The sequence below is a fragment of the Acetobacter estunensis genome (assembly GCF_019083805.1).
Taxonomy (GTDB): domain Bacteria; phylum Pseudomonadota; class Alphaproteobacteria; order Acetobacterales; family Acetobacteraceae; genus Acetobacter; species Acetobacter estunensis_A.
The window spans coordinates 374570-400518 of the sequence record NZ_JAHRDV010000001.1 but is presented as its reverse complement, the minus strand read 5'-3'; the positions used below and the strand labels follow the sequence as shown (position 1 = coordinate 400518).

Sequence of the window (25949 nt, the reverse complement as noted above, 5' to 3'; positions counted from 1 at the left end):
AAGCGAGCAAAGGCGCATGCGCCGCGCTACGCCGTCAGGCCTCGTCCTTGACCCAGACTTCGACCGGCCCCTGAAGCTTCATTGTCATGGGGCGCCCACGCCGATCGAGCGTCTTGCTGACAGCCACCCGCACCCAGCCTTCGCTGACGCAGTATTCTTCGATGTTGGTCTTTTCCACGCCCTTGAAACGCACACCTACACCACGCGCAAGAAGGGCTTCATTGAAAAATGGGCTTTCCGGATCAGCAGAAAGACGGTCGGGAAGGGAATCGCTCATAAGAAACACCTGAAAGCTGGCTTCGGATATAAAAAGGGCCGCCCGAAGGCGGCCCTATGGGCACGATCAGACGCCCCGCACAATCACACTGGCATTGGTTCCGCCAAATCCGAAACTGTTGGACAGCGCGATGTTCACCTTCCGCTCCTGTGCCTGATGCGGCACGCGGTCGATGATGCTCTCGCGGGAAGGATTGTCGAGGTTGAGCGTCGGCGGCACCACACCATCGCGGATCGCCAGCATGGAGAACATGGCTTCAACCGCGCCCGCCGCTCCAAGAAGGTGCCCGATGGCGGATTTGGTGGACGACATGGCAACCTTGCGACCGTCATCGCCGAACAGGCGCTCCACGGCAGAAAGTTCAAGATCGTCTGCCATAGTGGAGGTGCCGTGCGCGTTCACGTAGCCGATATCGCCCGGTGTGATTCCCGCACTGCGGACAGCCGCGAACATGGCCCGATAAGCACCATCATGGCCTTCGGCGGGTGCCGTAATGTGGTAAGCATCGCCCGACATTCCGTAACCGATGACCTCACCATAGATCTTGGCACCACGCTTCTTCGCGTGCTCGTATTCCTCAAGCACCACGATACCGGCCCCCTCGCCCATGACGAATCCATCACGGTCACGGTCCCAGGGACGCGACGCCTGCTTGGGTCGGTCATTGAAACCGGTTGACAGAGCGCGCGCCGAGCAGAATCCGGCAATGCCGAGTTTGCAGACCGTCGCCTCAGCTCCGCCGGCCACCATCACATCGGCATCGCCGAACATGATGGTACGAGCGGCGTCACCGATGGCATGCACACCTGTCGCACACGCCGTCACAGCCGAATGATTCGGCCCCTTGAAGCCGTAGCGAATGGAGACATTCCCCGAGACGAGATTGCCCAGCGCAGAAGGGATGAAGAAAGGAGAAAGACGCTTGGCCCGCCCCTCGTAAACCGTGATCGACGCATCGTAGATGGTCTGAAGACCACCGATCCCCGATCCGATCTGCACACCTGTCGCACACCGGTCTTCTTCAGACTCGGGCTTCCAGCCGGAATCTTCCACGGCTTCGATCGCCGCGATCATCCCAAGCTGGATGAACCGATCCATCTTCTTCTGGTCCTTGACAGGAATCCAGTCGGAGATGGTGAGCTTTCCCTCCGCTGTCGGCCCATCGGGAACCTCTCCACCGATATGGGCGGCAAGTTCGCTCGGATCGAAAGCCTGGATGCGATCAATGCCGCTTTCACCCGCGACAAGACGCTTCCAGACATTCTCGGTGCCGAGCCCGAGCGGGGTTACCATCCCCATGCCGGTGACGACAACGCGTCTCCGACCCAAATCAGATGCGGCCGACTGCAGCAAGCTCGCCTGCTCCTCAGTTCGTCAAAACAAAAAGACGGCGCCGCCCGAAAGCCGCGCTCGCCCGGACGCGAAAAAGACCTCAGGCGGCCTTCTGAGCTTCGATGTAGTCGATCGCGTCCTTGACGGTGGCGATCTTCTCAGCCGCGTCCTCGGGGATTTCGACGTTGAACGCCTCTTCGAACGCCATCACCAGCTCAACCGTGTCGAGGCTGTCAGCGCCCAGATCGTCGATGAACGACGCTTCCGGTGTCACCTTGCTCTCTTCCACACCGAGGTGCTCGACAACGATCTTCTTAACCTTATCAGCGATTTCGCTCATCTGTCTCTGCTTCCTGTCTGCCCAGGCACTACGGGCGAATGAGTTGCTCACGCCCTGTCCGGACATCCGCCAGACCAGGACATTCGTACAGGGCAACCGGGGTATGCCCGACGAGGCTGCCGGGGCGATTAGCACGGAAATCTTCCGCTCGCCAAGCGGATGCGTAAAACACCGATTGTTTCATCTGTGTCCACATCCCCAAAACTCGGCCGCCCCGTCTCTGCACCAATAAAAAACCAAATGGTTTTCCAACATGTTACGAGGAAAATCTCCTCAGATCATCGCCATGCCGCCGTTGACGTGCAAGGTGGCCCCCGTAACCCATGCCGCCTCGTCAGACGCCAGATAGACCACGGCTGATGCGACATCGTCCGGCGTGCCCATGCGACCGAGCGGGATGGACCCGACCAGTTTTTCCTTCTGGGCCTCCGGCAGCACATCGGTCATGGCCGTCGCGATAAAGCCGGGCGCCACGACATTGAGCGTCACGCCACGTGACCCCGCTTCCTGCGCCAGAGACTTGGTCATGCCCACCATACCGGCCTTGGCGGCCGAATAGTTCGCCTGCCCGGCGTTGCCCGTCGCCCCAACCACGGAGGCGATGTTGATGATACGGCCCGCACGCCTGCGAAGCATGCCCTTGAGTGCCGCACGACACAGACGGAAGGGGGAAGCCAAATCGACCTCCAGCACCTTGTTCCAGTCCTCGTCCTTCATGCGGATGGCCAGTGTGTCACGTGTGAGGCCCGCATTGTTGACGAGAATGTCCAACGGTGCACCCGCCATCTCTTCCGCACGCGCGACAAGCTGATCCGCCGCCGCTGGATCGGACAGATCGGCCGTCACGATATGGACACGCTCGCCACCCAGTTCCGCGGCCCTCTCGGCAAGAACGGCCTCCCGTGTGCCCGAGAGCACGACCGTCGCTCCCTGCTTGTGAAGAGTCCGGGCAATGGCCGCGCCGATTCCGCCGGAAGCGCCGGTGACAAGAGCGACCTTGCCGGTAAGATTGAACATGGAAATGTCCTGTGTGCTCATGGTTGAGGAAACTTCAGAAGCTCTGAAGAAAACTGTCGATGTCGGTCACACTGCCGACGGACTGTGTCTTGGCATCCGGGGCAATGCGCCGGATGAGGCCCGACAGCACCTTTCCCGCGCCAAGCTCCACGAAATGATCGATGCCCATGCCGACCATGGCGTCCACGCTCTCACGCCAGCGCACGGTGCCCGTCACCTGCTTCACCAGAAGGTCGCGGATCGTATCCGGCGATGTCACCTTTTCCGCCGTGACGTTGGCGACAATCGGCACGATGGGAGCACGGATATCCGCCTGCGCAAGCGCCTCCGCCATTTCCTCGGCGGCCGGACGCATGAGCGAACTGTGAAACGCCGCAGACACAGGCAACTTCACCGCACGCTTGATGCCTTTTTCCTTGGCAATAACGATAGCGCGGTCAATGGCTCCGATCTGACCCGACACCACGATCTGACCGCCTCCATTGTCATTGGCGATCTCGATGATTTCATGCCGCTCCGGTTCGCCCTCAACCTTCACAATGGCCGCTTCCGCACACACTTCACGGGCCTGCTCCGGCGTCACGCCGATCAGCGCCGCCATGCCACCTTCCCCGGCCGGGACGGCCCGTTGCATGGCCTGTCCACGCAGACGCAGCAGACGCGCTGCCTGGGCGATGCCGAAGGACCGGGCGGCCGCGAGTGCGGAATATTCACCCAGCGAATGCCCTGCCATGAGCGTGGCGCGCTGGCTAAAGTCTATTCCACCTTCACGTTCCAACACGCGCACGACCGCCATGGAAACTGCCATCAACGCCGGCTGGGCATTCTCCGTGCTGGTCAGGGATTCGGCCGGTCCTTCGAAAATGATTTTCGAGAGATGCTCGCCCAGCGCGTCATCGACTTCCTGAAAGACTTCGCGGGCAGAGGAAAAGGCGTCGGCAAGATCCTGTCCCATGCCGGGGGACTGACTTCCCTGTCCGGGGAAAACGAAGGCGTAAACAGGCATGGGCCTCTCCTCGACAGACATGACATCAGCACACGATGCGCGCGCATGAGCGGCCTGATGAAAGGAAATCACGGCAGAAAGTCAATGACAGGGCGACCTGCACGGACTCACACCCCGCGCTGACACAGCCTCCAGCGAGCGACGAGAAACACATCCCACAGCATGGCCGGAAACTCGCGCAACCAGACCCACGCCCGCCATGACCGCGAGCGTCCCAGACAGGCGGGAGCCGGAACGGCCTGCGTCTTCCATCCCAGCGCCCGCATCATTGCGGTGCAACGCATCATGTGGAAATCGCTGGTAACGAGCACCACCGGCCCTGCATAGCCTTTCTTCCAAAGCAGACGAGTGCAGGCGATGGTGGACTCGCAGGTATCGCGTGAACGCGCCTCCAGCAGGAGGGCATCTTTCGGTACACCCTGTTCGCGAAGGATATCTGCCATCACAGCCGCTTCCGTGCGTCCGGCACAGGGAACACCGCCTGTCAGGAGATAAACAGTGTCCGCCCGCTCACGACCGAATCGCAGAGCGGCATCCAGACGCGCACGCAGCACAGGACGGGGCGTGCCGTCCGGCTCGAGTGCCGCACCAAAGACGATGACGGGAAGCATGGGCGCGTTCAGCCGGTGGTCGGAGCCGACAATTCGAGCACTCCAAACGGTGCAAGAGCTGTCACGGTCTTGCGCCATACGTCTTCGAACTGGCGTGCCTCGACTCCGCGCGTGGCAAGTCTGGCGGCCAGATTCGCTACGGTATTGCGCCCATCTATAAGTGGGAAAATACCACGCGCCTGTGGCGGCAGTTGCACCACCACGGCCTGCCTCCCCTCTCCAATGGTGAGTTGATGCGTATCCGTCATGGCCATTGCCAGACGGACGCCGTCAACGCCCCGTAGATGGGGCACGATATCGGGCTGCATCGGATCGGGCGGCACGTTCATTGGGATCAACGAGGCAGAAGTTTGCCGCGCTGCCATTCCTCGGCGGCCTCGTCCGGTGACATATCCAGATGACGCACGGCTTCATCCAATGCACTGACGACCTTGTTGCCCAGCGTCAGCTCATCCAATTCATCGACCAGATCCTGATCTGCAGTCTCCCTGAACGCCTGACTTATGAGCAGTCGCGCTTCCAACTCGTTACCACCCGCCTTTTTCGGATCGTCCAACGGACGCAGGGGCAACGAATGGATCAGATGGCAGGGCGAGAACAGCGGAGCAATGACGGGTTCACCACTCTTTACGGCGGCCGCAATGGCTGAAAACGCCTGCTCGTCCGGCTGGGTCTCAATGGTGAACCCTGCTTCGGTCAGGCCATAAGCCGCCACCATCTGACGCACATGCGAAAGCAGGCTTTCGGGGGTGATGAGATGACGCGCCGCTCCGGACGCCGCCACATCGGCCACAGAGGTCAAACCGTTCAAAGGGCTATCCGCCCGTTCAGCCACAAAAAAAGCGAAGGCAGGGCGATAGAGGCACCCCAGAGGCTCCACGGCAGCCGAGAGAAATTTCTCATCCTCTCCCGGCAGCCAGACCGTGGCAAAAATATCGATCTCGCCCTGCCCCATCATCTGCGCCAGCGAGGGACCGTCACCCGTGAGATAATCCGGTTCAAGATCATAGGCTTCCAGAACGCGTGCAACCGCGGCGGCCACTGCGGCATGCAGGGGAGTGTTACGGTAGGCGAGCGTTGGTGTGGTGGTCATGATGAAACAGTTCTTTCCTTGGGGAATCCGGTCTTACCAGATTTTCACACGGTCATCCGGAGCAAGATAAAGCTTCTGGCCGGGCTGGACATTCCAAGCCCGATACCAGGCATCGATATTATGAGCAGGCAGATTAACCCGCGCGGCAGGCGCTGAATGCGGGTCGATGACGGCAAGCTGGCGCGCCCGTTCGTCGCGCACTTTCATCCGCCAGACCTGCGCCCAGCCGAGAAATACACGCTGCTCTCCGGTCAGGCCATCCAGAACGGGAGCCTCCTTGCCCTCGAGAGACGCCCGATAGGCATCGAGGCCAAGGGTCAGGCCACCCAGATCAGCGATATTCTCGCCCATGGTGAGTTTGCCATTGAGATGGACGCCCGGCAGCACCTGAAACGCATCGTACTGCGCTCCGAGACGCGCGCCACGCTGCTCGAACCGCTCGGCGTCCTCCTTCGTCCACCAGTCGCGCAGCCGGCCCTGCTCATCGAACTTACGTCCCTCATCGTCGAAACCATGCGTCATCTCATGGCCGATGACACCGCCAATGCCACCATAGTTAACGGCGGGATCGGCTTTGGGATCAAAGAACGGCGGCTGAAGGATGGAGGCCGGAAAGACCACCTCGTTGAAGACGGGATTGTTGTATGCGTTGACCGTCTGTGGAGTCATGTCCCACTCATCGCGGTCCACTGGCTTGCCGAGATGCGCGAGCCAGTAACGCCACTCGAACGCGACGGCACGCTCTGCGTTGCCATACGCATCCCCCGCCCGGATGGTGAGGCTCTCGTAATCCCGCCACTTTTTGGGATACCCCACCTGAATGTCGAAGTGATCCAGTTTGACCAGCGCCTGCTTCTTGGTCTCGGCGGCCATCCAGTCATTGTTCTGCAGACGGACGCGAAAAGCCGCTTTCAGACGCGCCGTAAGCTGCTCCATGGCGGCCTTGCTTTCGACTGGGAAAAAGCGCTCCACATAAATCCGGCCAATCGCCCAGCCCATCGCGTCATCTGTCGCGTCGGTCATCCGCTTCCAGCGTTCCGCCAATTGCGGCTGACCGGCAATGGTCTTGCGATTGAAGGCATAAGAGGCGTTCACAAAGGACGAGGACAGAACCGGCGCTGCATTGTTGGCCAGATGAAAAGCCAGCCACGCCTTGAGCACAGGCATTGACGCTGCTCCGAGCGCAGCGGCCTCACCCACAATCGCGGAAGGCTCCCCCACGACGATACGGGCCTTGTCCGCCTGTGGCGGCGTGATGCCCGCCCCTTTCAGCCACGCGATCCAGTCAAAACCCGGCGCTTCCGCGATCAATTCGGCCACGGTCCGAGGATTGTAGGTCTTCTCCGGATCGCGCATGTCGGCGCGCGCCCAATGCGCCTTTGCGATCTGACTTTCCAACGCCACGATATCGGCCGCACGACGGCTTGCCTCCGGCCATCCCACGAGAGAAAGCATTTTCGCGACATAGGCCTGATAGGCGGTTTTCTTCGCGGCAAACTCTGGCTTGAGATAATAATCCCGGTCGGGCATCCCCAACCCACCCTGATCCAGTGTCAGGGTAAATCGCGTCGGATCTTTCGCATCGGGCTGGATAGACAGCGCAAAGGCAGAATACTGGAAGGTGGTCTGCCCGCTGCCAATCACACGGGCCAGATCAGCCGGATTGGCTACGGTGCGAATGGCCGTAAGATCGGCCGTCAACGGCGACGCACTCAGCGTCTCGATGGTCTTTTCGTCCATCAGCGCGGCGTAATATGTTCCCAGCTTTTCCACTGTCGTGACCGGAATGGCGGCAGGACGCTGCGAAAGTTCCACAAGGATGTCGCGCACGCGCTGACGTGAAAGTTCGCGCAGTTGATCGAATGCCCCAAACGAGGTGCGGTCCGGCGGAATGACCAGAGAGCGGACGGCGCGACCGTTGGCATAATCGAAAAAATCATCGCCGGGCATGATGGTCGTCTCGCGACCGGCAAGGTCGAACCCCCATGGAGCGATGCTCGCCGTCGCTTCGGGAGCAGAGGCCGCAACGGCTCCGGAAACCGTGGTGAAGCTACCCGCCAGCATCAGAGCTGCGGCGAAAGACGGACGGACGATCTTGCTGGAACGCGACATACCGGATGCACTACCTGCCTTGCGGAAAGCGCGCACGGTCGGCCTTTCCTTGCGATGAATTGTTCGGCGCCATGGTAGGCCGGACAGCGAACACGGGTAAAGAACCGCGTCCTCAAGTTCCTGTAGAGGCTGCAATCTTTGCAAAACTGCGCTGACGCTGACGGATCAGGGCATAGACCCCACGGGCCGCCCAAGCATGCAGGCGGCTATGAGGCTTGAAGCCTATGGTTTTGAAAACCATGCCGGTCACACGGTCGATATGCTTCTGGCGATAGGACATGAGCGCACGCGACATGTAACCGGCAATGCACCGTTTGCGATCATACGGCACGCTCTCGGGTTCATTGGTCGTGTAGTAGGCGGACGCCAGTTCGTCGTCCTCGCTTTCCGTGATGCGCCCCAGAGCGATACGCGCGCGCGCCCATCCGCTCAATTTTTCCCGATCGAGATAACGCCGCATATGGTCATAGAAGAGCTTGAAATGGCGGTACTCATCCGCTGCGATCAGTTTGCATATCTGGCGCAGAAGCGGTTCGTCCGTGGCATCCGCAAGCGCGGAATAGAAAGACGATGTGCCGGTTTCCACCATGCAGCGAGCGATCAGTTCGCCCGTTCGTGAACCGCGTACGGAGGTCGTGGTGTCCAGATCGATGTGAAAGGTCGAACGATACCGTTCAAAAGCGGCAGGATAGTCCCATGACGGATCGGCCAGCATCGCCCAGCGACCAAGCGCGTCACCGTGCTGAACCTCTTCGATGGCCCAATTGTCCGCAGCGGCCCTGAAATCGGCATCGTCCGAGAAAACATGGTTAAGATAGACTGCGTAATCGACGCCGTTGCGTTCGACAACGGCGGCCGCCTTCACGACGGCAATAATATCGGGATCCACACGCGACGGCTCGAAACTGCCCCAGTCCAGTTGATCGATATGCCAGTGCTTCATGCCATCCCCGTTCCTGAACGCGCGTGGAGCGCCGCGCCTGCTTCGCCCTCGCCTGCCCTCAAAAACACCTGACGTCAAGAAAGGCTGCCTGTCGGCGGCGGCTTTATCCTGCGGCCGGAAACACCACTCCGCCACTCCGCATTGCCGCCACGCGACGGGCAGGAGGAGGCGTTGGAGCCGGACTGACCATACGTGAGGGTGCCGGCTGTCGTGGCGGATGATCGCTAAATGTCGCCATGAGAACGTCGGCGGTGACCGGCTTACCGAACAGCCACCCCTGCCCGCATTCGATGCCCAACTCCCGCGCCAGCGCAGATTCCGCTTCGGTTTCAATCATCTCCGCCACGGTCCGGCATCCCAGTTCGAACGCACAGCGTGCGATGGTGCGCACAAGGATACGATCACGCCCGCTTATCATGGCATTACGGAAAAACGGACCGTCGATCTTCACATAGCTTACAGGAAAACGCCGCAGATACTCGAAGCTCATGGCGCCTGCGCCGAAATCATCGAGGCAGATGCGATGACCGCGTTGGAAAAGATATTGCAACAGAGCACATGGCTGTTCGAATTCGGTGATTCCACGCGTTTCGGTGATTTCGATCAGAAGTCGGGAAGGCGCAACTTGTGTGTCGCTTCCTTCGAGCACCCCCCGCAGACGCTCGGCAAATTCCGCTGACTGCACCGACCGTCCCGAAACATTCAACGCCAGACGGACGCTGGCGGGCAGTTTCTGAAGCAGCTTGATCGTCTTCACGCAGTTCACGAGATCGAATGTGTTGATCATACCAACCTGTTCGGCGATCTGAATGAACTCGGATGTGTTGGAAATACCTCGTGCAACGCCCTGAGCGAACCGCGTAAGCACTTCGTAATGCTGAATGATCCCGGTCTTGAGCGTCAAGATCGGCTGAAGAACCTGAAAGAACGTCGCATCCTCAATGATGCTGCGACAGGACGCCACAAGTTCCCGGTCCTGACGGGCAGATGCCGCCAGACAGTCAGGCAGGTTCGTGACGGGTGCACAATCGGCGGAATGTCTCGCAAAGGTCGCAAGGGCGTGCTCAAGGGCCGCCTCCACTTCTTCCTGTTCCATCAGGGAGGCGTCAAGCGGCAGGGTCTGACTGCGTGGATGGGCCAACAAAACATCCGTGGCCTCGATAATTTTTTGCTCCACAACGGATGGGTCTTCGCCGGCCTTCTGGATGAAGGCAAAACTGTCTTCCCCCAGTCGCGTCACGGCGCCTCCCTCGCTGTTCAGACGAAGGATAGCTTCGGCCTCTGCGGCAAAAGCCATCCCCAACTTACTTGAGCGCAGTTTCGAGTCCTTCATCAGAGGCGGCAGCGCCAGCATGACCACCTCGAATCGGGGTTTTTCCTCTGCTGAAGGCACAAGCCTTCGCGCCAGATCGATGAAAGAGGTGCGGTCGAGAAACCCGTCACTACCAGCATCCGCGACAAATGTGCGATCGAGGATGGTCGCCGTGACCAGACGCTCCCCCTTCACGCCGGGCATCGGACTCATGCCCACAATAGCAGTGACAAGTTCGGGGGTGCCTGCATGCAGGAAACGCATCGCCAGCCGCCCGACCGGCTGCTCACGATCGAAGGCCTCCATGACACGGCGGAGAAAAATGCGATCCTGCGGCGCTATGAGATCGAACAGGGAGAGGCCACGCACTGCCGTCGGTGGGTGTCCGACCAGCTTCGCGATGGCTCCGCCCACATGACGAATGCGGAAAACCCGATCCACCTCGAACAACACGTCAGCCGCCGCAAACGCCAGCGCCGCCAGTTGTTCAAGCCGACGGTCCGCCGAAGCCCCGGCCTTATTCTCTTTGTGGGGGGCCATGGGTCTCCGCACATTTCCACTTTCGACGCCCCAGAGTGCGGGAAAGAGAATAAGGAGAACTTAAAATCGTCGCGAAATCGCAACTGCGTTGTAAAGCGTCGTCGTTCCATGCCAAGGAAAGGCTTCACTCCGCGCTTCGATCAGAGGATGGTTCCGCAACATGGCCGATGGCAGCCAGATTCACTCCGCCACCTCCACGCCCGTCTCGTCAGTGTTGCGCCACGACTGGACGCGCGCAGATGTTCAGGCTCTGCTTGACCTTCCCTTCCCGGAGCTTCTGTACCGGGCGCAGACACTGCACCGCATGTTTTTCGATCCCACCGAGATCCAGATTTCAACCCTGCTCTCGATCAAGACCGGCGGTTGCCCCGAAGACTGCGCCTATTGCCCGCAAAGCTCCCGTCATGAAGAGCGCGTGCAGGCCGAGAAGCTCATGGCCGTGGAGAAGGTTGTGGCGGAAGCCCGCCGTGCGAAAGAGGCGGGCGCCGCACGTTTCTGCATGGGAGCGGCATGGCGCTCACCCAAGGATCATGACCTTGAAACAGTGTGCTCCATGATCAAGGGCGTAAAGACTCTCGGACTGGAAACATGCGTGACTCTGGGAATGCTCGATGACGCGCAGGCGCATCGTCTGAAGGACGCCGGGCTGGATTATTACAACCACAACATCGACACGTCGCCCGAGTTCTACGGTGAGATCATTTCGACGCGCACCTATCAGGAGCGCCTCGATACATTGGCCAATGTCCGTGACGCCGGGATCAATGTCTGCTGCGGCGGTATCGTCGGCATGGGTGAAGGCGAATCGGACCGGGCTGGAATGATTGCGGCCTTGGCTTCCATGCCCAAGCACCCTGAAAGCGTGCCCATCAACCTGTTGGTGAAAGTCGCAGGAACGCCACTTGCCTCGGCTGAAGAGGTCGATCCACTCGATTTCGTGCGCATGATTGCCGTCGCTCGCGTGACAATGCCCGCAAGCCATGTGCGACTGGCGGCTGGCCGCGAAAACATGAGTGACGAGACTCAGGCGCTGTGTTTTCTGGCGGGAGCGAATTCGATTTTCTACGGTGAGCGTTTGCTGACCACGCCCAATCCCGCCGCAACGCGGGACCGGCAATTGCTGGACCGGCTTGGCCTGCGCACCACGGTGGCGACATCTGCTTGAGACGTCGGTTTTCAAGTTGCGAGGCCGTTCTGAGCATATCCACAGCGAGCAGGCCGACTCTTGAACCGGGCCAAAGACAGGGGTCAGCGACCGCTCCCTTTTTACGGGCTCCTGCAACTCTGCTGATGGGCACGAACGTCCGGTTGGGTAGCCAGAGTAACGCAGTCGAAAGATGATGGCGGTCGTCAAATCAGACGGTCTTGGGTTCATTCACAAAGAAGACATTGCACCCGCTCTAATACTTTTTTCAATGCGACATGACAGGAAGCCTCGCCCACAAGCAGGGCAACACCTCTATACACATCATCAAAGCCCATGGAGATCGCGTGATCGAGCCAGAAGGCCGCTTGTTCGAACTGTTTTCTTTCAAGATACAGGCGCCCAAGATTGAGACATCCCCAGCAATCTCCTACCTCAGCCGCCATCTGAAACAATCTGAATGCCATCGCAGTGTCTGGCGTGCCCTCCAGTCCTTCTTCATACAGAAGTCCCAGCATGTTCAAAGCTTTGGTCACACCAAGACGAGCCGCAGAAAAATAAAGTTCGGCCGCCCGATGGATATTTCGTTCAAGTGCTGATTGCTGCATGTACAGATCGGCAAGATTGAACATCGCCCATCCATAGCCCGCCCGAGCCGCCACCTGAAAACATTGCGCTGCCATGACAGGATTTCTGACCGTGCCCCACCCCATGGCAAATGCCCGACCAAGCATGTTGACGGCCCGCACATCTCCGCTGCGAGCCGCCGCCTCAAACATAATAAATGCTTGGCCAAGATTACCTTGATTCAAACTGATCTGTCCCAGAGCGAGAAAACTCTCCACCGAAAGGGACAGGCCAGAAACATCATCCTGAGTTTTCATCTGAAGCATCAAGCAATCAGAAAGTAACACCGATATTGCCCAGGAACGTGCGACCTGACGTCGGAACGGCACGTCCCGTCGAAAATGACGATCCGTAGTTCAGGTGATCAGTGATGTTGTTCGCATTAAAGGACACACGGTAGTGCTTCAGCTCCCACGCCACCATGCCATTAAGCGAAAAATTGTAGGGCATACGGGCTGTGTTGGTAATATCCGGTCCGGCCCAATACCCCGATGAATACTGCGCGCCTCCCGCAACCTTAAGCTGCCCCCAGCCAGGATTGAGAATACGACTGGAGAGATCGTACGATGTCCACACTGAGAAATTGTTGTGCGGCACTTGAGGAGCTTCATTCCCATTGGACGTCGTGCTTTGCGTGACCTTACCGTCCATGTAGGAATAGGATCCGTAAATATCCCAGTTCTTCGTGATCTTTCCCGTAAGGCTTAACTCCACGCCTCGGATGCGACGCCCGCTGCCCTGATCGGCAAATCCCGTAATCAGGTCGCCATTGTCATTGTAATAATGGGAATTGCTTTCATTGATTTGGAAGAATGCCAGTGTAGCACCCAAACGTTTGTCGAAAAAGTCCGCCTTGCTGCCAAATTCGAAGAGATCGCTGCGTTGCGGAGAAAAGTCCTTACCCGTTGCCGGTGTTTCCCCTGTGTTACCACTGAGCGTGACCATTGAAGCCACATCCGTACCAACCGGCTTATACGAACGCGCAAAAGTGAAATAGAACGACACCATTTCGAGCGGCGTATAAACAATACTTCCAGAGGGGCTCCAGCGATCAGATTTCTGGGTCGCGCGGTCTCCGCCTTTCTGGGCGACATAGCTGCTTCGGAACGTATCCCATCGAGCCGCGCCAAAAAGTGCCAACTGCTTGGTCAACTGGATATGATCGGAAAAGAACAGCCCCACATCCGTGGCATCCGCATTACGATATCCAGACCTGGGAAATGTCAGGCTGGTTCCTGAAGTGTGGTAATATGGGTCACGGATTGTCTGTGTGTTGGAGCGGCCGCTCCAGCTTCCGTAATAACGATCGTCATTGACATAATTCACATCCACACCGGCCTTGATGTCATGATGCACAAAGCCGGTCTTGAAACGAAACTGCCCCATCAGGACATTTTGAGCGCCCCATCCATGCTGGTCATAGGCCGCACCACCCCCTGCTCCATACGGCAAGGTGGGATTGCCCCCCGCGAGAAACTGAGACGCGCATGTTCCCGAGCACGGACCAGGGGTTGTGGCGGTGTACTGACGGTCATATTTGGTCCAGCGCGTGTCATTCGTCAGCGTGAACCAGCGTGTGATTTCGGACTTTAGAGCCGATGTCAGGGAATGTACGTCAGACTTGTCGCGGTCGAAATCGCGCACATAGCTGGTGTTTCGCGCAAGACCGTGACTGGTAATGGGACGATAGATGCCATCGCTCATCTGGATCATCGGCACGCCGTAATCCGGTGTGCTGTCACTGTTCAGCCATTGCCACGTCAGATGCCATGAGGTCTTGCTGCGCAGACCCACCCCGAAATCGACTGCCGTGCCATAACGGTTTGATGTCACATGATCCCGGTCCGCCACATCGGACCGATTGTACATGCCGTTGACACGCAAGGCCATGTTGTCATCGATCTGATAATTGATATCGCCCGCTCCCCGGAAAAGGGACGCGCTACCAAAAGCCTGATCGTAATTGTAGCTGTCACCCGCATGAGCATGCTTCATGCTCTGGTTGATCACACCGCCGACATTGCCCGCGCCAAAGTATTCGCCTGTCGCACCCTTGATGACTTGCACGCTGTCCATGTTGAACATGTCGCGTGTATAGGTACCGAAATCTTTCAGGCCATCCGTGTACATATCCTGTCGGGCCTGAAGACCGCGGATACGAAACTGATCGCCATTCAGGCCGCCATTCCCCTCTCCCGTAGAAAGCGTGATCCCGGGCACATTCGCAAGCGCCTGATCCAGCGTATAGGCTCGCTGCTCCTTGAGGATTTCCTTGGGAATGACCGTAATGGCCTGCGGCGTCTCGCGCACCGAGGTTGGCATACGTGAAATGCCCAGAACCTGACTATTGGTATTGCCCGCCGCCACACCGGGGTCTTCCGTACCACGCACTTTTACCGATGGCAGACGAATGGAAGAACTCTCCGTCTCCGAGTTGTTGGGAGCCGCTTCCTGCGCCTCGGCTTCGCCGCCGAGCACCCCCAACCCGGCCGACACACCAAAAATCATGGCCAGTGGCACATGGACGCTCCGCACCACCGACCTGTCAGACCTGCTCATTCCCGTCTCCTACTACGAAATCTTTCGTCTGCTTCGGCCGTTACACATCCGAAGCGAAACATGACGCTGCGCTACATGCTAACGAGAATGATTCGCAACAAATGAGTCGTGAACGCACTGTGTCAAAACATGATTGTGGCTTTTGAGTATCACCTCATAACTCCGCCCACTGGCGAAGAAGATTATGATAGGTCGAGGTCAGGCCAAGCACTCCCGGATGTTCATCCGGCAAGGCTGTGCGGGTGGCAATGATCGAACGGTCAAACTCGTAGAGCAGCGTTCGCTTTGTGTCGTCTCGCACCATCGACTGCGTCCAGAAGAAGGACGCCCAGCGACTGCCTCTCGTCACGGGCGTGACGCTATGCAGACTGCTTGAGGGATAAAGCACCATATCGCCCGCAGGCAGCTTGACGCTGTGTGCTCCATACGTGTCCTGCACAACCAGTTCTCCTCCGTCATAATCTCGCGGATCGGTTAGAAAGAGCGTGCAGGATACATCCGTGCGAATGCGAAATCCCGTGCCCGGCAAGGGACGGATCGCGTTGTCCACATGCGCGTGAAAGTGCATCCCCGCATCGTAACGATTGAAAAGCGGTGGAAACACACGCAGCGGAAGAGCCGCACTGTTAAAAATCGGATTGCGTCCCAATGCGCGCAAAACAAGCTCGGATAATTCCTGACCGGCCGAGGAATCTCCGGGAACCTGGAGGTTTTTTTTGGCTTTGGCTGACTGGTCTCCCGCCGTAACCCGACCGTCCACCCATTGAATGTCTTCCAATACATGAAGGCACCGCGCCAGTTCCTCGGCGTTGAGCACCTCCGGCACATGAATAAGCATGTGACACTCCCGTCCTGTCGATCCACCAACAAAACCAGTCACACTCCCCGCCACATGGCGCGTCAGTCATATTATGCAACCGATTATCAGTTGCACTCATAACCAAGCCCCGTCATAGAACCAACAGGAAGTTTCGCGATGTTACGGATGATGACTCCGAACATACGAACACCCGTAATCCAGTGGCGTTTTCTCCGCTCATCTTCCCCATGCAACGGCGGAAAAGGAGGAAACCCGTTCTCACTGAAAGGCTCCGCTGCGTCATGCCCGTCGATACGCCTGCTTCGGTTCCTCTCACTTTCTCTCCGTGGGACATGTTCCTCGGAGCGGGGCCTGTCGTCCGGGCCGTGATGATCCTTCTGGCTCTTGCCAGCATCGCCACGTGGACGATCTTCATCGCGAAATCCATCGAACTCAGACGGTTGCGCGCCAGACTGATGGCAGCCGACATTCTTCTGGACGATGCGCCCTCCCTTGATGGCGCGGAGGACCTGACACGCAAGTGCCGTGTCGCACACACTCTAGTTCTGGCAGCCGAAGACGAACGCACCCGTTCACACGACATTCCTGAGGACGGCGAAGGGCTGAAGGAGCGCATCGTTCTTCATCTGGAGCGTATCGAAGCCAGTGAAGCCCGGCGCCTCATGCGGGGTACGGGGTTGCTGGCAACCATCGGCGCAACCGCGCCGTTCGTGGGCCTGTTCGGCACGGTATGGGGCATCATGACCTCCTTCACCGGCATCGCGGCCACCAAAGCCACGAGCCTTGCCGTTGTGGCGCCCGGCATCGCCGAGGCCCTTCTGGCCACAGCGCTTGGACTGGTCGCGGCCATTCCTGCCGTGGTGATCTACAATCACCTCGGACGCCAATGCGCCGCCTGCCGTGAAGGCGTGGCCGACCTGACAGCCTCCGTGATGCGCCTCGTGTCCCGTGATCTCGGGCGTCTCCGCCCCACCCTCTCTCGCGCGCAGGTCATTCCTTTCGCCTCGCGCGAGCAGCGCATTCCGGCGGAATGAGAAACACGCCATGGCCATTCGCATCCGTCACAGTTCCGACGACCTGCACGAAGCGCACGAGATCAATGTCACCCCCTTCATCGACGTCATGCTGGTGCTGCTCATCATCTTCATGGTGACCGCGCCATTGACCACGGTGAACGTGCCGGTGGATCTACCCTCTTCCATCGAAAAACCCACACCACGACCCGATGACCCGCTGTTTCTCACCATCAAGGCCGATCATGGTCTGGCGCTGGGCGAAGAGGATATCGCACCCGACGCTCTGGCTGGCGCCATGGAGAAAGCCAGCAAGGGCAACAAGGACGAACGCATCTTTCTGCGGGCTGACAAGACCGTGGATTACGGCACTCTTATGGGCGTGATGGACAAACTGCGCGCAGCCGGTTTTCTCAAGGTCGCGCTGGTCAATCTTCAGGGGCAGGAGGAAGGAGCAGAGCAATGAGCAGCGCTGTTTTCCCGTCTTCCACCTCGTTCCGCGACCGGCGTCATCAGGCGCTGCAACACGAGCGGCAACGGGAACGACGCCTCTGGGGAACAGCGCTAACAGCAGTAGTGATTTTCATAACAGCCAGCGTGGCCCTGAGCACGCTCATTCCGCGCTCCCCACCCGCAGTCTCCCTGCCACCCCCAGCCGCCATTGCCATCGATCTTGCCCCTCTTCCAACAGCTACCCCCACGCCTCCGCAAGACGTGCCGAAAGGCCCAAAACAGACACAGGCCCAGCCGGACCCCACGCCGGAAGAGCCACCTAAAATAGCAGCACCGCCCTCTCCTACGCCGCATCCTCCTGTTCCCGTGCCGAAAACCGAGACGCGCAAGGTCGTGAAAAAGACCGTCGTCAAACCCGTTTCGCATAAGGAAAAACCACTTCCGCTCAAAGAAGCGTCAGCGGAACGCACCACAGCGCCTCCTTCCACCGAAGCTCCTCCTGCCGTTACACAGGCGTCCCCTTCACCGGGAGCGTCCTCTTCGCACGCATCGCGTGCTCCGGCTTCATGGCAGAGCGATCTCGTGGCGAGGCTGGAACGCTTCAAACGCTACCCAACGGAGGCGCAACGCCATCGGGAGGAAGGCACCCCGCTCCTGACCTTCACCATGAATCGCAAGGGACGTGTGCTGTCCGCTCGCCTCACAAAACCATCCGGTTATACCTTGCTCGATCAGGAAACACTGGCTCTTGTTCGGCGCGCCGAACCACTGCCCGAACCACCAGACAGTGTACCGGGAGACACGATCACCCTGACCGTTCCCATTGAATTCTACGTTGAGTAGGAAGGACGAATACACAGCATCCCACAACGAGAGGAATAGTCCGTGTTCTCTGACAATCTCATTTCATAAAAAATACCGCCCCAATGGGGCGGCACGCCATCTCTCACTCTGCAAAGTAAACGAGCAGAACAGGTCATTCCCCGTATTCAGAACTCTTCGTACACCGCCGGATCCTGATTGGCCGTACGACCACCGGGACGCGCCAAGGTGGCAATCGCCTTCATGTCCTCATCCGTAAGCGCAAAATCAAAGATCGACATATTCTCGATCTGATGTTTGCGGCTCGATGCCTTGGGCAACGGCACACACCCAAGCTGGTGATGCCAACGCAGGATCACCTGTGACACCGAACGCTCCACCCGTTTGGCAATTCCTTCCAAGACCGGATTGGTGAGAATATCGTTGCCGCGCCCAAGCGGGCTCCACGATTGCGTGACGATATTATGCTGCTTGTGCCACGCACGCGCCTCGTCCTGCGGAAAATAAGGATGCAGCTCAATCTGATTGATGCAAGGGAGAACGCCCGTTTCGTCCAAAAGACGTTGGAGATGCTCAGGCAGGAAATTGCACACCGCAATCGACTGCACATATCCGCGCTTCTTCGCCTCAATCAGTGCTTTCCAAGCCTCCACATATTTCCCAACCTTCGGATTGGGCCAGTGGATGAAATACACATCGTAATAATCAACGCCGGTCCGGTAGAGAGATTCCTCGATCGTGGCCAGAGCCTCATCATAGGCGTGGTGACGGCCGGGCAGCTTGGACGCGATACGGATGCTCTCTCGCTTGTGGCCGCTCTCACGCAGCGCCTTGCCAAGCGCGCCCTCATTTTCATAGTTGAAGGCGCTGTCGAGACCTGTATAGCCGACGTCGATAGCCCCCTTCATCGCCTCCACGCCCGAAGCGCCGTTGAGCTTGTAGGTGCCGAATACAATGGCTGGAATCTTCGTCCCGTCATTGAGCGTAATCTGCGGCATGGTCATGAAATGATCTCCTTGGTCTCGATGTCAGGGAGCAGTACGTCAGTATTCGGGCTTCTCACCCTTTACCGGCACCGAAGTGGGTTGCCCCACTTCCCCCGCATAGGTCAGCAGCAGCACTGTCTGCGTATCGCCCGACTGGCCCCGATGAATGTCATCCACGGATTCCGCAAACGCCTCTCCCTTGTGGAAAGTGTGCTGCTTACCGCTTTCACGATCCGTGATCGTCAACTGCCCTTCCAGCACATAGCCCGCATTGGGACAGGGATGTGTATGCCACGGCAACGCCGTATGCGCCGGAATGGTCAGACGGATCATCGTCAGCTGCGGCTGCCCTGATGAATACGGTTTGTACGCCACGCCGTTCCATGAATGATCGCTTTGCAGCAGGACGTCCTTATGCGCCGTAGCCACATTCTGGGCATGCAAAGTGCCTGCGGCGATCATCATGCCAACAACGGTGGCTGCAGATAGAAACCTCGCAGCATGCATCTTTTTCGCTCCTCTCCAGCGCTCCTGATCCCGTTCAATCCCGATCAGGAGCCATCACACTTCATTTTCCGGACTGTGTCTTTTCGGACGGCGCCGCAATACCAATCCGCGCAATCAGGTAAGGTGGATGGCGCAGGTCTTTTCCATCATGGAAACGGGGCAGACGCGACCATTGACCGGCCACGACATAAACAGCCCGATCATCGGCAAAGATACCGTCCGGCCAGACAAAGCGTGGGTCGGATGCGATAAGATCGAACGAACCATCCAGATTGCGACGAAAGACCGCGTCATGATCGGCGGCAGTCGTGTAAATCCGCCCCCACGCATCGCTCGCCAGTCCGTCCGCCGCTCCCTTCTCGCCCTCATCGCTCACAGCCGCTGCAAGTTCAGCATCGGATTTCGAAAAATCCGCCAAAAGGGCCGTCGGGAGACTGTAAAGACGACGGCTGGAAAGCGGTGCGTAATAAAGCCGATCCGACGCGCGAGAAAGCGTGATTCCGTCAGCACCTCCGCCGGGAAATGTCGGATGTTCACGGTCAACTTTCAGAACCCGACCGTCCAGAACAGTCTGATAACCAGGGTCCGGCTGCGTGGAGCGGTCATGCTCCAGCACACGACGCTGTCGCCCCGTCGCAATATCCACCACCACGAGTGCGGGATGACCATCGAAGGAACTGTCGGTCACATACACCGTGCCAGCCGCCCCATGAGTCAGATCAATGCGCAGATCGTTCATATGACTGCCGGGCAACAACGCCTCTTTCAGCACGACGGCCGCAATCTGCTTGCCCGAGCGCACATCGAAGCCGACAACTTTGGCTCCGCCCGGTGGGATTGGCTGCCCTTTTATCTTGCCGTCATCAATGCCCCATAGTCGTCCCTGCGTGTCGGTCGTCAGACCATGCACGGAAAGTAGTCGAGAAGAGGGCGGTGCATCTATTGGCGCGGCCGTTGCCGGAAACGGCACGAGGCGCCCATCTTTCCACTCCGCCAGAACTGGCCCCGCATGATCGCCATCGTGCTTGGGGAAGCTGAGAAACATCCGCCCGTCAATTATGGCAATTCCAGAAGGGTCGGGCGCCTGTAACACGCCAACGATCTCGACCTTTCCTTGCGTGCCAAACCCGGGATCATGATTGTCGGTGATTGGAGGAGGGGTGCGCGCCCAAGCTGTCCCGACCCCATGCATCAGCACTCCAAGAAGAATGGCCCCCGCCACCCTCTCCTTCCCGCATAGCCTGAACAGAACCCGCCCTCCCTGTGCCTGCTTGTGAGAGGACCGTCCCCGTCACGTGTGTCGTAATATGTATACGATAGAGCCTTGGCGCAGTTCCAAGGTGTTCACAGGACCGTCATCAGAATGACGGATGGTTCATCCTCGCATAGGCGAGGAACACCGTCCCGGCCTGATTGCAGGCGGAATCATCTGCGGTTCATCCCCGCGTGTGCGGGGAACACTCTTCCCAGAAGTACTGAAAAACAAACAACTATTTTGCTGTCAAAGATTCCACCGAGCAAACCACCGCTCAAGACGCTCTCGATAATCGCCTCAACCCAACCTCAAGGCAACCCATACAAACCGACAGAAACGGCCCGCTCACACGCCCATCGCATGCTTCACGAACGCCTTACGCAGACGCGGCATACGTTGCACGGCGGCAATCCCCACATCACGGGCCAGTCGCAGCACAGGATTGTCATTACTGAACAGCCGATCCAGCGCATCGGTCGCCACGAACATGAGCATGTTGGTGGGGCGGCACCGACGTTGATAGCGCGCCAGAACCGACGGCGCACCGGGATCCTCCCCCTTACGGTGCGTTTCGATCAACAGATCCGCCAGCGCGATCACATCGCGGAAACCCAAGTTGAGTCCTTGCCCGGCAATAGGGTGGATGCCATGCGCGGCATCACCCGCCAGCACCATCCGCGTGGCGGTGTAACGCTGGGCATATTGAGCGGAAAGCGGATAGACCCATCGGCGCCCGACAGGCTTCACGTCACCCAACCGGTCCCCGATGCGCCGCTTGAGTTCCCGCACGAAAAGCTCGTCGGGCAGCGCCGCCAGACGCTGGGCCATGGCGTCCTTTTCACTCCACACAATGGCTGACAGGTTCGGATGCTCCGCCGTGCCGGTCATGGGCAACTGGGCAAACGGACCACCCGGCAGGAAATGCTCCAGCGCACCATTGTCGTGCGGCAGTTCGTGCGCAATCGCACAAACGATTCCGCTCTGACCATAAGGCAGCTTCGTAATGGGGATACCTGCCTGCGAACGTGTCCGGCTGCCTCGACCATCGGCTGCCACAAGCAGGCGCGCCCTGATCTCCCGCCCGTCCTTTGCGCGCACCACCACACCCGCATTGCTTCGCGTGATGACAACTTCCGCAGGCGCCAGCAGTGTGACCGAAGGCGCATCGTGCAATGTCGCGTTCAGAGCCACGCGGAGCGCCCGGGCCTCGGCCATCCAGCCGAACGGCTGGCTCGAGTCCTCACGAGTGAACTCCAGTGAAAGCGGTGACGGCGGCTCGCCGGGACGCCCATCGGTCACAAGAATGTCCTCAATGGGGCATGGAATCTGCGGCAGTCGCTCCCACACACTCGCCTCTTCGAGAAGGTTCTTGGAGCCTGCCGCAATCGCATAGGCCCGCCCGTCAAAATCGGGATCTTCCATGGGCGGAAGTGCCGCGCGATCCACTACGGCCACGGGTACGCCTTCACGCGCCAGACGACAGGCCAGCGTGGCACCGACCGGACCCGCACCGATGATGCAGATATCGACTTCGGTGACAGTGTGTGCGGACATGCTCATGCCGGCGACCTCTTCGCAAAAATTGGCTCTTTTCCGCCATTGAGCACAGAACAGAACCACGCCCGACGGCAAGCGATGAAACTCTTTGCATGCTTTGTGAGTTCATACCATCCCGAAGCGCGTGACAGGGAGCGCCCGATATGCTTTTGTGCGAAAGCCATTACGGTATCGTTGTGAAATTCGGGATGAACAAAGAGGAACTGGGATGAAGCTCGTCACGGCTATTATCAAGCCCTTCAAACTCGACGACGTCCGCGACGCGCTCTCGCCGCTCGGGATTCAGGGGCTGACCGTGTCCGAGGTCAAAGGCTTCGGGCGCCAGAAAGGACAGACCGAGATCTATCGCGGCGCGGAGTATCACGTCAGCTTCCTGCCCAAGATCAAGATCGAGGTCGCCACGTCCGATGCGCTGGTCGATCAGGTGGTGGAGGCCATTCTCCAGTCCGCCCATACCGGCAAGATCGGTGACGGCAAGATCTTCGTAAGTGACCTCAGTCGCGTCATCCGCATCCGCACCCGTGAAAGCGGTGACGAGGCGCTCTGAGCGGCATCACCCCACCCTTCACCTCTCTCTTCCCGCTCTTGTGAAACACGCGCCCTCCTTCCACACACAGGAGGGCGCGTTTCCTCTTTTATTCCGGGCCTCCCGCGCCCATTATCTCCGGTATGACCCAGAGCTTTTCCGTCTCCGACGCCGCCGCACGGCGCATTGCCGAAATCATCGCCTCCAAGGGAGAGGTCAGCCCACCGCCTGCGCTGCGTGTGGCAGTGTCCGCGGGTGGCTGCAATGGCTTCCAGTATGAATTCCGGCTCGACCCCGAAATCGCCCCCGACGATCTCGTAGTGGAAGCCCACGGTATTCGTGTCGCGGTGGATCCCGCCAGCCTCGACCTGATGGACGGCGGGGAACTCGACTATGTGGACAAGCTCATGGGCGCGCATTTCACCGTGAACAACCCCAACGCCGCCTCGGGCTGCGGGTGCGGCACCAGCTTCTCCATATCCGGCTGAACGGCGATGAAAATCGCGACGTGGAACGTCAACTCCATTCGCCAGCGGCAGAATCTCGTGCTGGACTGGCTCAAGCGCAATGAGCCCGATCTCCTGCTTCTTCAGGAGATCAAATGCGAAGCGCATCAGTTCCCGACCGAAGCGTTTGAGGCCATCGGCTACACGACGCATGTGGTCGGCCAGAAGTCGTATAACGGCGTCGCCACCCTCTCGCGCACCCCTGTCGAGGTTCTTGCCCGCAAGCTCCCCGGCCTGAGTGAGGAGGAACCACCCGCACGGTTCATCGAAATCCGTAATGGCTCCCTGACCGTGGGCAACCTCTATTTGCCCAACGGCAACTCCGGCGGCCCCGCAGGCTTTGCGCGCAAGATGGAGTTCTTCGACGCCCTTGCCCGCCACGCCGAAGCCATGCTGGCCGAAGGAACCGACTTCATCCTCGCGGGCGATTACAACGTCTGTCCCACGGACAAGGATCTCGCAACCGGCGCACTGCCCCCCACTGATGCCCTCGTCCACCCGGAAAGCCGCGCGGCCTTCCGGCGCCTTCTCTGGCTGGGTTTGACGGACGCCGTCCGCGCCCTGCATCCGCAAGAGACGATCTACACCTTCTGGGATTATCAGGCGGGCGCCTTCCGCCGCGATATGGGCCTGCGCATCGACCATATGCTGCTCTCACCCCGTATCGCCGAACGGCTTCTCACCGCCGAGGTGGACCGTGATGAGCGCGGCATGGAGCAGCCCTCCGACCATGTGCCGGTCGTCATCACCCTTTCCTGATCCATTTTCCTGACACGGAGCTTCCCCATGCCCATCACCGGCCTTAACGACCCGTCCCTTTTCCGCGAACAGGCACTTGTCGCTGGTGAATGGATCAACTCGTCATCGGGCAAGACGATGAGTGTGACCAACCCGGCCACCGGCGAGACCATCGGCACCATTCCGGCCTGCACCGCTGAAGAGACGCAGCGCGCCATCGAGGCCGCCGATCGCGCCCAGAAAGAGTGGAAGACCCGCGCCCCTGAGGCTCGCGCCGACATCCTCATGAAGTGGCACGACCTCATCATGGCCAACGCGGATGATCTCGCCCGCATCATGACCGTCGAACAGGGCAAGGTGCTGGCTGAGGCCAAGGGCGAAGTGAAATACGGCGCCTCCTTCCTCAAGTGGTTCGCCGAGGAAGCCCGTCGGATCAACGGCGCGGTCATCACGCCCAACCAGCCCGATCGCCGCGTGCTCACCCTCAAGCAGCCCGTTGGCACCACGGCGGCCATCACCCCGTGGAACTTCCCCAACGCCATGATCACCCGCAAATGCGGGCCTGCTTTCGCAGCCGGGTGCAGCATGGTGCTCAAGCCGTCCGAACTGACGCCCTATTCCGCCCTTGCGCTGGCCGTTCTGGCCGAGCGCGCCGGACTGCCTGCGGGCTTGATGTCATTGGTGACAGGTGAAGCCAAGGAAATCGGTCCCGTGCTGACAGGCAGCGACACCGTGCGCAAGCTGTCCTTCACCGGCTCCACGCAGGTCGGAGCACTGCTCATGCGACAGTCTGCCGACACCATCAAGCGTCTGAGCCTTGAACTCGGCGGCAACGCGCCCTTCCTCGTGTTCGATGATGCCGATCTCGACGCCGCCGTGGCGGGCGCCATCGCCGCCAAGTTCCGCAATGCCGGACAGACCTGCGTGTGCGCCAACCGTATCCTTGTGCAGGCGGGCATCCATGATCGCTTCGTAGCGCGCATCCGCGAGGAAGTGGCCAAATTCAAGGTCGGTAACGGCCTGGAAGACGGCAACACCATGGGGCCGCTGATCAACGAGGCTGCCGTGAAAAAGGTGCGCGATCATGTGGAGGACGCGCTCTCCAAAGGCGCGTCCTATGTCAGCGCTCCGCTGGAGACCAATGGCTGCTTTGCCACGCCCGTCGTGCTGGAAGGCGTTACGACCGCCATGCGGATTTTCCGTGAAGAAACATTCGGCCCCGTCATGCCAATCTTCAAGTTCACGGACGAAGCCGAGGCCGTGCGGATGGCTAACGACACTGAGTTCGGTCTGGCCGCTTATTTCTACACCGAGGACATGAGCCGTGCATGGCGCGTGGGCGAGGCGCTGGAATACGGCATGGTCGGCGTGAACACCGGCTCCGTGTCGATGGAGTGCGCGCCGTTTGGTGGCATGAAGCAGTCCGGGCTTGGCCGTGAAGGCGGCGCGGAAGGGATCGAAGAGTTCCTTGAGACCAAGGCGCTGCATATGGCGGGGCTGAAGTTCTGAGGGGACGGCTTGCGTCTCGGGGCTTTGCCCCGAACCCCACGAGGAGGCGCAGCCTCCTCGACCTCGGTTTGTTTTTGATTACCGAAGCGCAGGAAACGCACGTCGGACCACAGACCAGCGTGTATTTCCAAACAGGCTCTTAGCGGCTAGATTTCTTCACATTATAGCTCTAAAATTAACGGTTCGCCGGATGAGAAGAAACTATCCTATTTACTTAAATTTTTTAGCGTGTGTTTTTATATTGTCTTGGACAATTTTTAATTTCATATCATTCATAACGGCAGGTATTTTTATTCAATCTGAACAAATAAGCAATTACTCAAAAACAACAGCAATAATTCTTG

The 25949-nt window shown here is 59.1% G+C and carries 26 protein-coding genes; 8 read left to right on the top strand and 18 right to left on the bottom strand.

Features of this window, described 5'->3' with window-relative positions; all coding sequences use genetic code 11:
• Positions 1–34: 34 nt before the first annotated feature.
• From KUA11_RS02000 to KUA11_RS01950, 11 genes are all read right to left on the bottom strand, one after another.
• Complete coding sequence (locus KUA11_RS02000) at positions 35–277, bottom strand: DUF3297 family protein (RefSeq protein ID WP_217408781.1); 243 nt, start codon at positions 275–277, stop codon at positions 35–37.
• A 66-nt stretch (positions 278–343) separates the two neighbouring features.
• A complete protein-coding gene (fabF, locus tag KUA11_RS01995) occupies positions 344–1630 on the bottom strand; it encodes a beta-ketoacyl-ACP synthase II (protein ID WP_217408782.1) in 1287 nt (428 codons plus the stop codon).
• A 79-nt stretch (positions 1631–1709) separates the two neighbouring features.
• Positions 1710–1949 (bottom strand): acyl carrier protein, encoded by a 240-nt coding sequence (locus KUA11_RS01990; RefSeq protein ID WP_166316854.1) that lies wholly within the window; start codon positions 1947–1949, stop codon positions 1710–1712.
• A 273-nt stretch (positions 1950–2222) separates the two neighbouring features.
• On the bottom strand, positions 2223–2966 hold the full coding sequence (gene fabG, locus KUA11_RS01985; RefSeq protein ID WP_217408783.1) for a 3-oxoacyl-[acyl-carrier-protein] reductase: 744 nt from the start codon (positions 2964–2966) through the stop codon (positions 2223–2225).
• A 34-nt stretch (positions 2967–3000) separates the two neighbouring features.
• Positions 3001–3972: an ACP S-malonyltransferase gene (gene fabD / locus KUA11_RS01980; RefSeq protein ID WP_217408784.1), complete on the bottom strand. Its 972-nt coding sequence runs from the start codon at positions 3970–3972 to the stop codon at positions 3001–3003.
• A 107-nt stretch (positions 3973–4079) separates the two neighbouring features.
• The gene (locus KUA11_RS01975; RefSeq protein WP_217408785.1) at positions 4080–4583 is read right to left on the bottom strand and encodes a YdcF family protein; all 504 of its coding nucleotides are present in this window, start codon (positions 4581–4583) and stop codon (positions 4080–4082) included.
• 8 nt (positions 4584–4591) lie between these two features.
• The gene (locus KUA11_RS01970; RefSeq protein WP_254454590.1) at positions 4592–4912 is read right to left on the bottom strand and encodes a hypothetical protein; all 321 of its coding nucleotides are present in this window, start codon (positions 4910–4912) and stop codon (positions 4592–4594) included.
• A gap of 5 nt (positions 4913–4917) precedes the next feature.
• Positions 4918–5676: a glycine betaine ABC transporter substrate-binding protein gene (locus KUA11_RS01965; RefSeq protein WP_166316845.1), complete on the bottom strand. Its 759-nt coding sequence runs from the start codon at positions 5674–5676 to the stop codon at positions 4918–4920.
• A gap of 33 nt (positions 5677–5709) precedes the next feature.
• Positions 5710–7788: a M13 family metallopeptidase gene (locus KUA11_RS01960; RefSeq protein ID WP_217408883.1), complete on the bottom strand. Its 2079-nt coding sequence runs from the start codon at positions 7786–7788 to the stop codon at positions 5710–5712.
• A gap of 112 nt (positions 7789–7900) precedes the next feature.
• Positions 7901–8731: a ferritin-like domain-containing protein gene (locus tag KUA11_RS01955; protein WP_217408786.1), complete on the bottom strand. Its 831-nt coding sequence runs from the start codon at positions 8729–8731 to the stop codon at positions 7901–7903.
• A gap of 103 nt (positions 8732–8834) precedes the next feature.
• Positions 8835–10583, bottom strand: coding sequence for an EAL domain-containing protein (locus tag KUA11_RS01950; protein WP_217408787.1), 1749 nt, complete (start codon positions 10581–10583; stop codon positions 8835–8837).
• A gap of 160 nt (positions 10584–10743) precedes the next feature.
• Between KUA11_RS01950 and bioB the strand changes: the two genes are divergently transcribed.
• Complete coding sequence (gene bioB, locus KUA11_RS01945; RefSeq protein WP_217408788.1) at positions 10744–11748, top strand: biotin synthase BioB; 1005 nt, start codon at positions 10744–10746, stop codon at positions 11746–11748.
• Positions 11749–11954: 206 nt separating this feature from the next.
• Here bioB and KUA11_RS01940 read toward each other — a convergent pair whose 3' ends face one another.
• From KUA11_RS01940 to KUA11_RS01930, 3 genes are all read right to left on the bottom strand, one after another.
• The gene (locus KUA11_RS01940) at positions 11955–12611 is read right to left on the bottom strand and encodes a tetratricopeptide repeat protein (RefSeq protein WP_254454591.1); all 657 of its coding nucleotides are present in this window, start codon (positions 12609–12611) and stop codon (positions 11955–11957) included.
• Positions 12612–12627: 16 nt separating this feature from the next.
• The gene (locus KUA11_RS01935; protein WP_217408790.1) at positions 12628–14913 is read right to left on the bottom strand and encodes a TonB-dependent receptor; all 2286 of its coding nucleotides are present in this window, start codon (positions 14911–14913) and stop codon (positions 12628–12630) included.
• 154 nt (positions 14914–15067) lie between these two features.
• A complete protein-coding gene (locus tag KUA11_RS01930; protein WP_217408791.1) occupies positions 15068–15751 on the bottom strand; it encodes a Fe2+-dependent dioxygenase in 684 nt (227 codons plus the stop codon).
• Between the two features lie 263 nt (positions 15752–16014).
• Here KUA11_RS01930 and exbB point away from each other — a divergent pair, with 263 nt between their 5' ends.
• The 3 genes from exbB to KUA11_RS01915 are packed head-to-tail and all read left to right on the top strand — an operon-like array spanning position 16015 to position 18042.
• The gene (gene exbB / locus KUA11_RS01925; protein WP_217408792.1) at positions 16015–16767 is read left to right on the top strand and encodes a tonB-system energizer ExbB; all 753 of its coding nucleotides are present in this window, start codon (positions 16015–16017) and stop codon (positions 16765–16767) included.
• 10 nt (positions 16768–16777) lie between these two features.
• The gene (exbD, locus tag KUA11_RS01920; protein WP_217408793.1) at positions 16778–17212 is read left to right on the top strand and encodes a TonB system transport protein ExbD; all 435 of its coding nucleotides are present in this window, start codon (positions 16778–16780) and stop codon (positions 17210–17212) included.
• Entirely contained in the window at positions 17209–18042 is an 834-nt protein-coding gene (locus KUA11_RS01915; RefSeq protein ID WP_217408794.1) for an energy transducer TonB, read from the top strand. The genes exbD and KUA11_RS01915 overlap by 4 nt, the downstream gene beginning before the upstream one ends.
• A 146-nt stretch (positions 18043–18188) precedes the next feature.
• On the opposite strand, the gene KUA11_RS01910 is transcribed toward KUA11_RS01915, so the two are convergent.
• The 4 genes from KUA11_RS01910 to KUA11_RS01895 form a co-directional block, all read right to left on the bottom strand.
• Positions 18189–19025 (bottom strand): aldo/keto reductase, encoded by an 837-nt coding sequence (locus tag KUA11_RS01910; protein WP_217408795.1) that lies wholly within the window; start codon positions 19023–19025, stop codon positions 18189–18191.
• Positions 19026–19064: 39 nt separating this feature from the next.
• A complete protein-coding gene (locus KUA11_RS01905) occupies positions 19065–19472 on the bottom strand; it encodes a cupin domain-containing protein (RefSeq protein WP_408744130.1) in 408 nt (135 codons plus the stop codon).
• 103 nt (positions 19473–19575) lie between these two features.
• Entirely contained in the window at positions 19576–20736 is a 1161-nt protein-coding gene (locus KUA11_RS01900) for an L-dopachrome tautomerase-related protein (protein ID WP_368040899.1), read from the bottom strand.
• A gap of 378 nt (positions 20737–21114) precedes the next feature.
• On the bottom strand, positions 21115–22329 hold the full coding sequence (locus KUA11_RS01895; RefSeq protein ID WP_408744126.1) for a UbiH/UbiF/VisC/COQ6 family ubiquinone biosynthesis hydroxylase: 1215 nt from the start codon (positions 22327–22329) through the stop codon (positions 21115–21117).
• Positions 22330–22534: 205 nt separating this feature from the next.
• On the opposite strand from KUA11_RS01895, the gene KUA11_RS01890 reads away from it, so the two are divergent.
• The 4 genes from KUA11_RS01890 (at position 22535) to KUA11_RS01875 (ending at position 25605) form a co-directional block, all read left to right on the top strand.
• Entirely contained in the window at positions 22535–22873 is a 339-nt protein-coding gene (locus tag KUA11_RS01890; RefSeq protein ID WP_217408797.1) for a P-II family nitrogen regulator, read from the top strand.
• Positions 22874–22995: 122 nt separating this feature from the next.
• A complete protein-coding gene (locus KUA11_RS01885) occupies positions 22996–23340 on the top strand; it encodes a HesB/IscA family protein (protein WP_217408798.1) in 345 nt (114 codons plus the stop codon).
• 6 nt (positions 23341–23346) lie between these two features.
• Positions 23347–24117: an exodeoxyribonuclease III gene (locus KUA11_RS01880; protein WP_217408799.1), complete on the top strand. Its 771-nt coding sequence runs from the start codon at positions 23347–23349 to the stop codon at positions 24115–24117.
• A 27-nt stretch (positions 24118–24144) separates the two neighbouring features.
• On the top strand, positions 24145–25605 hold the full coding sequence (locus tag KUA11_RS01875; protein ID WP_217408800.1) for an NAD-dependent succinate-semialdehyde dehydrogenase: 1461 nt from the start codon (positions 24145–24147) through the stop codon (positions 25603–25605).
• Positions 25606–25949: the final 344 nt, after the last annotated feature.

Bases quoted from the DNA above. Each gene is read 5' to 3' on its own strand.
- KUA11_RS01905 (WP_408744130.1), bottom strand. From the start codon at position 19,472: ATGATGATCGCCGCAGGCACTTTGCATGCCCAGAATGTGGCTACGGCG.
- KUA11_RS01895 (WP_408744126.1), bottom strand. From the start codon at position 22,329: ATGAGCATGTCCGCACACACTGTCACCGAAGTCGATATCTGCATCATC.
- KUA11_RS01875 (WP_217408800.1), top strand. From the start codon at position 24,145: ATGCCCATCACCGGCCTTAACGACCCGTCCCTTTTCCGCGAACAGGCA.
- fabG (WP_217408783.1), bottom strand. From the start codon at position 2,966: ATGTTCAATCTTACCGGCAAGGTCGCTCTTGTCACCGGCGCTTCCGGC.
- KUA11_RS01890 (WP_217408797.1), top strand. From the start codon at position 22,535: ATGAAGCTCGTCACGGCTATTATCAAGCCCTTCAAACTCGACGACGTC.
- KUA11_RS01965 (WP_166316845.1), bottom strand. From the start codon at position 5,676: ATGACCACCACACCAACGCTCGCCTACCGTAACACTCCCCTGCATGCC.
- KUA11_RS01990 (WP_166316854.1), bottom strand. From the start codon at position 1,949: ATGAGCGAAATCGCTGATAAGGTTAAGAAGATCGTTGTCGAGCACCTC.
- KUA11_RS02000 (WP_217408781.1), bottom strand. From the start codon at position 277: ATGAGCGATTCCCTTCCCGACCGTCTTTCTGCTGATCCGGAAAGCCCA.
- exbB (WP_217408792.1), top strand. From the start codon at position 16,015: ATGCCCGTCGATACGCCTGCTTCGGTTCCTCTCACTTTCTCTCCGTGG.
- KUA11_RS01970 (WP_254454590.1), bottom strand. From the start codon at position 4,912: ATGAACGTGCCGCCCGATCCGATGCAGCCCGATATCGTGCCCCATCTA.
- KUA11_RS01955 (WP_217408786.1), bottom strand. From the start codon at position 8,731: ATGAAGCACTGGCATATCGATCAACTGGACTGGGGCAGTTTCGAGCCG.
- KUA11_RS01940 (WP_254454591.1), bottom strand. From the start codon at position 12,611: ATGAAAACTCAGGATGATGTTTCTGGCCTGTCCCTTTCGGTGGAGAGT.
- KUA11_RS01915 (WP_217408794.1), top strand. From the start codon at position 17,209: ATGAGCAGCGCTGTTTTCCCGTCTTCCACCTCGTTCCGCGACCGGCGT.
- KUA11_RS01910 (WP_217408795.1), bottom strand. From the start codon at position 19,025: ATGACCATGCCGCAGATTACGCTCAATGACGGGACGAAGATTCCAGCC.
- KUA11_RS01885 (WP_217408798.1), top strand. From the start codon at position 22,996: ATGACCCAGAGCTTTTCCGTCTCCGACGCCGCCGCACGGCGCATTGCC.
- KUA11_RS01950 (WP_217408787.1), bottom strand. From the start codon at position 10,583: ATGGCCCCCCACAAAGAGAATAAGGCCGGGGCTTCGGCGGACCGTCGG.
- exbD (WP_217408793.1), top strand. From the start codon at position 16,778: ATGGCCATTCGCATCCGTCACAGTTCCGACGACCTGCACGAAGCGCAC.
- KUA11_RS01935 (WP_217408790.1), bottom strand. From the start codon at position 14,913: ATGAGCAGGTCTGACAGGTCGGTGGTGCGGAGCGTCCATGTGCCACTG.
- KUA11_RS01975 (WP_217408785.1), bottom strand. From the start codon at position 4,583: ATGCTTCCCGTCATCGTCTTTGGTGCGGCACTCGAGCCGGACGGCACG.
- KUA11_RS01930 (WP_217408791.1), bottom strand. From the start codon at position 15,751: ATGCTTATTCATGTGCCGGAGGTGCTCAACGCCGAGGAACTGGCGCGG.
- bioB (WP_217408788.1), top strand. From the start codon at position 10,744: ATGGCCGATGGCAGCCAGATTCACTCCGCCACCTCCACGCCCGTCTCG.
- KUA11_RS01880 (WP_217408799.1), top strand. From the start codon at position 23,347: ATGAAAATCGCGACGTGGAACGTCAACTCCATTCGCCAGCGGCAGAAT.
- KUA11_RS01960 (WP_217408883.1), bottom strand. From the start codon at position 7,788: ATGTCGCGTTCCAGCAAGATCGTCCGTCCGTCTTTCGCCGCAGCTCTG.
- fabD (WP_217408784.1), bottom strand. From the start codon at position 3,972: ATGCCTGTTTACGCCTTCGTTTTCCCCGGACAGGGAAGTCAGTCCCCC.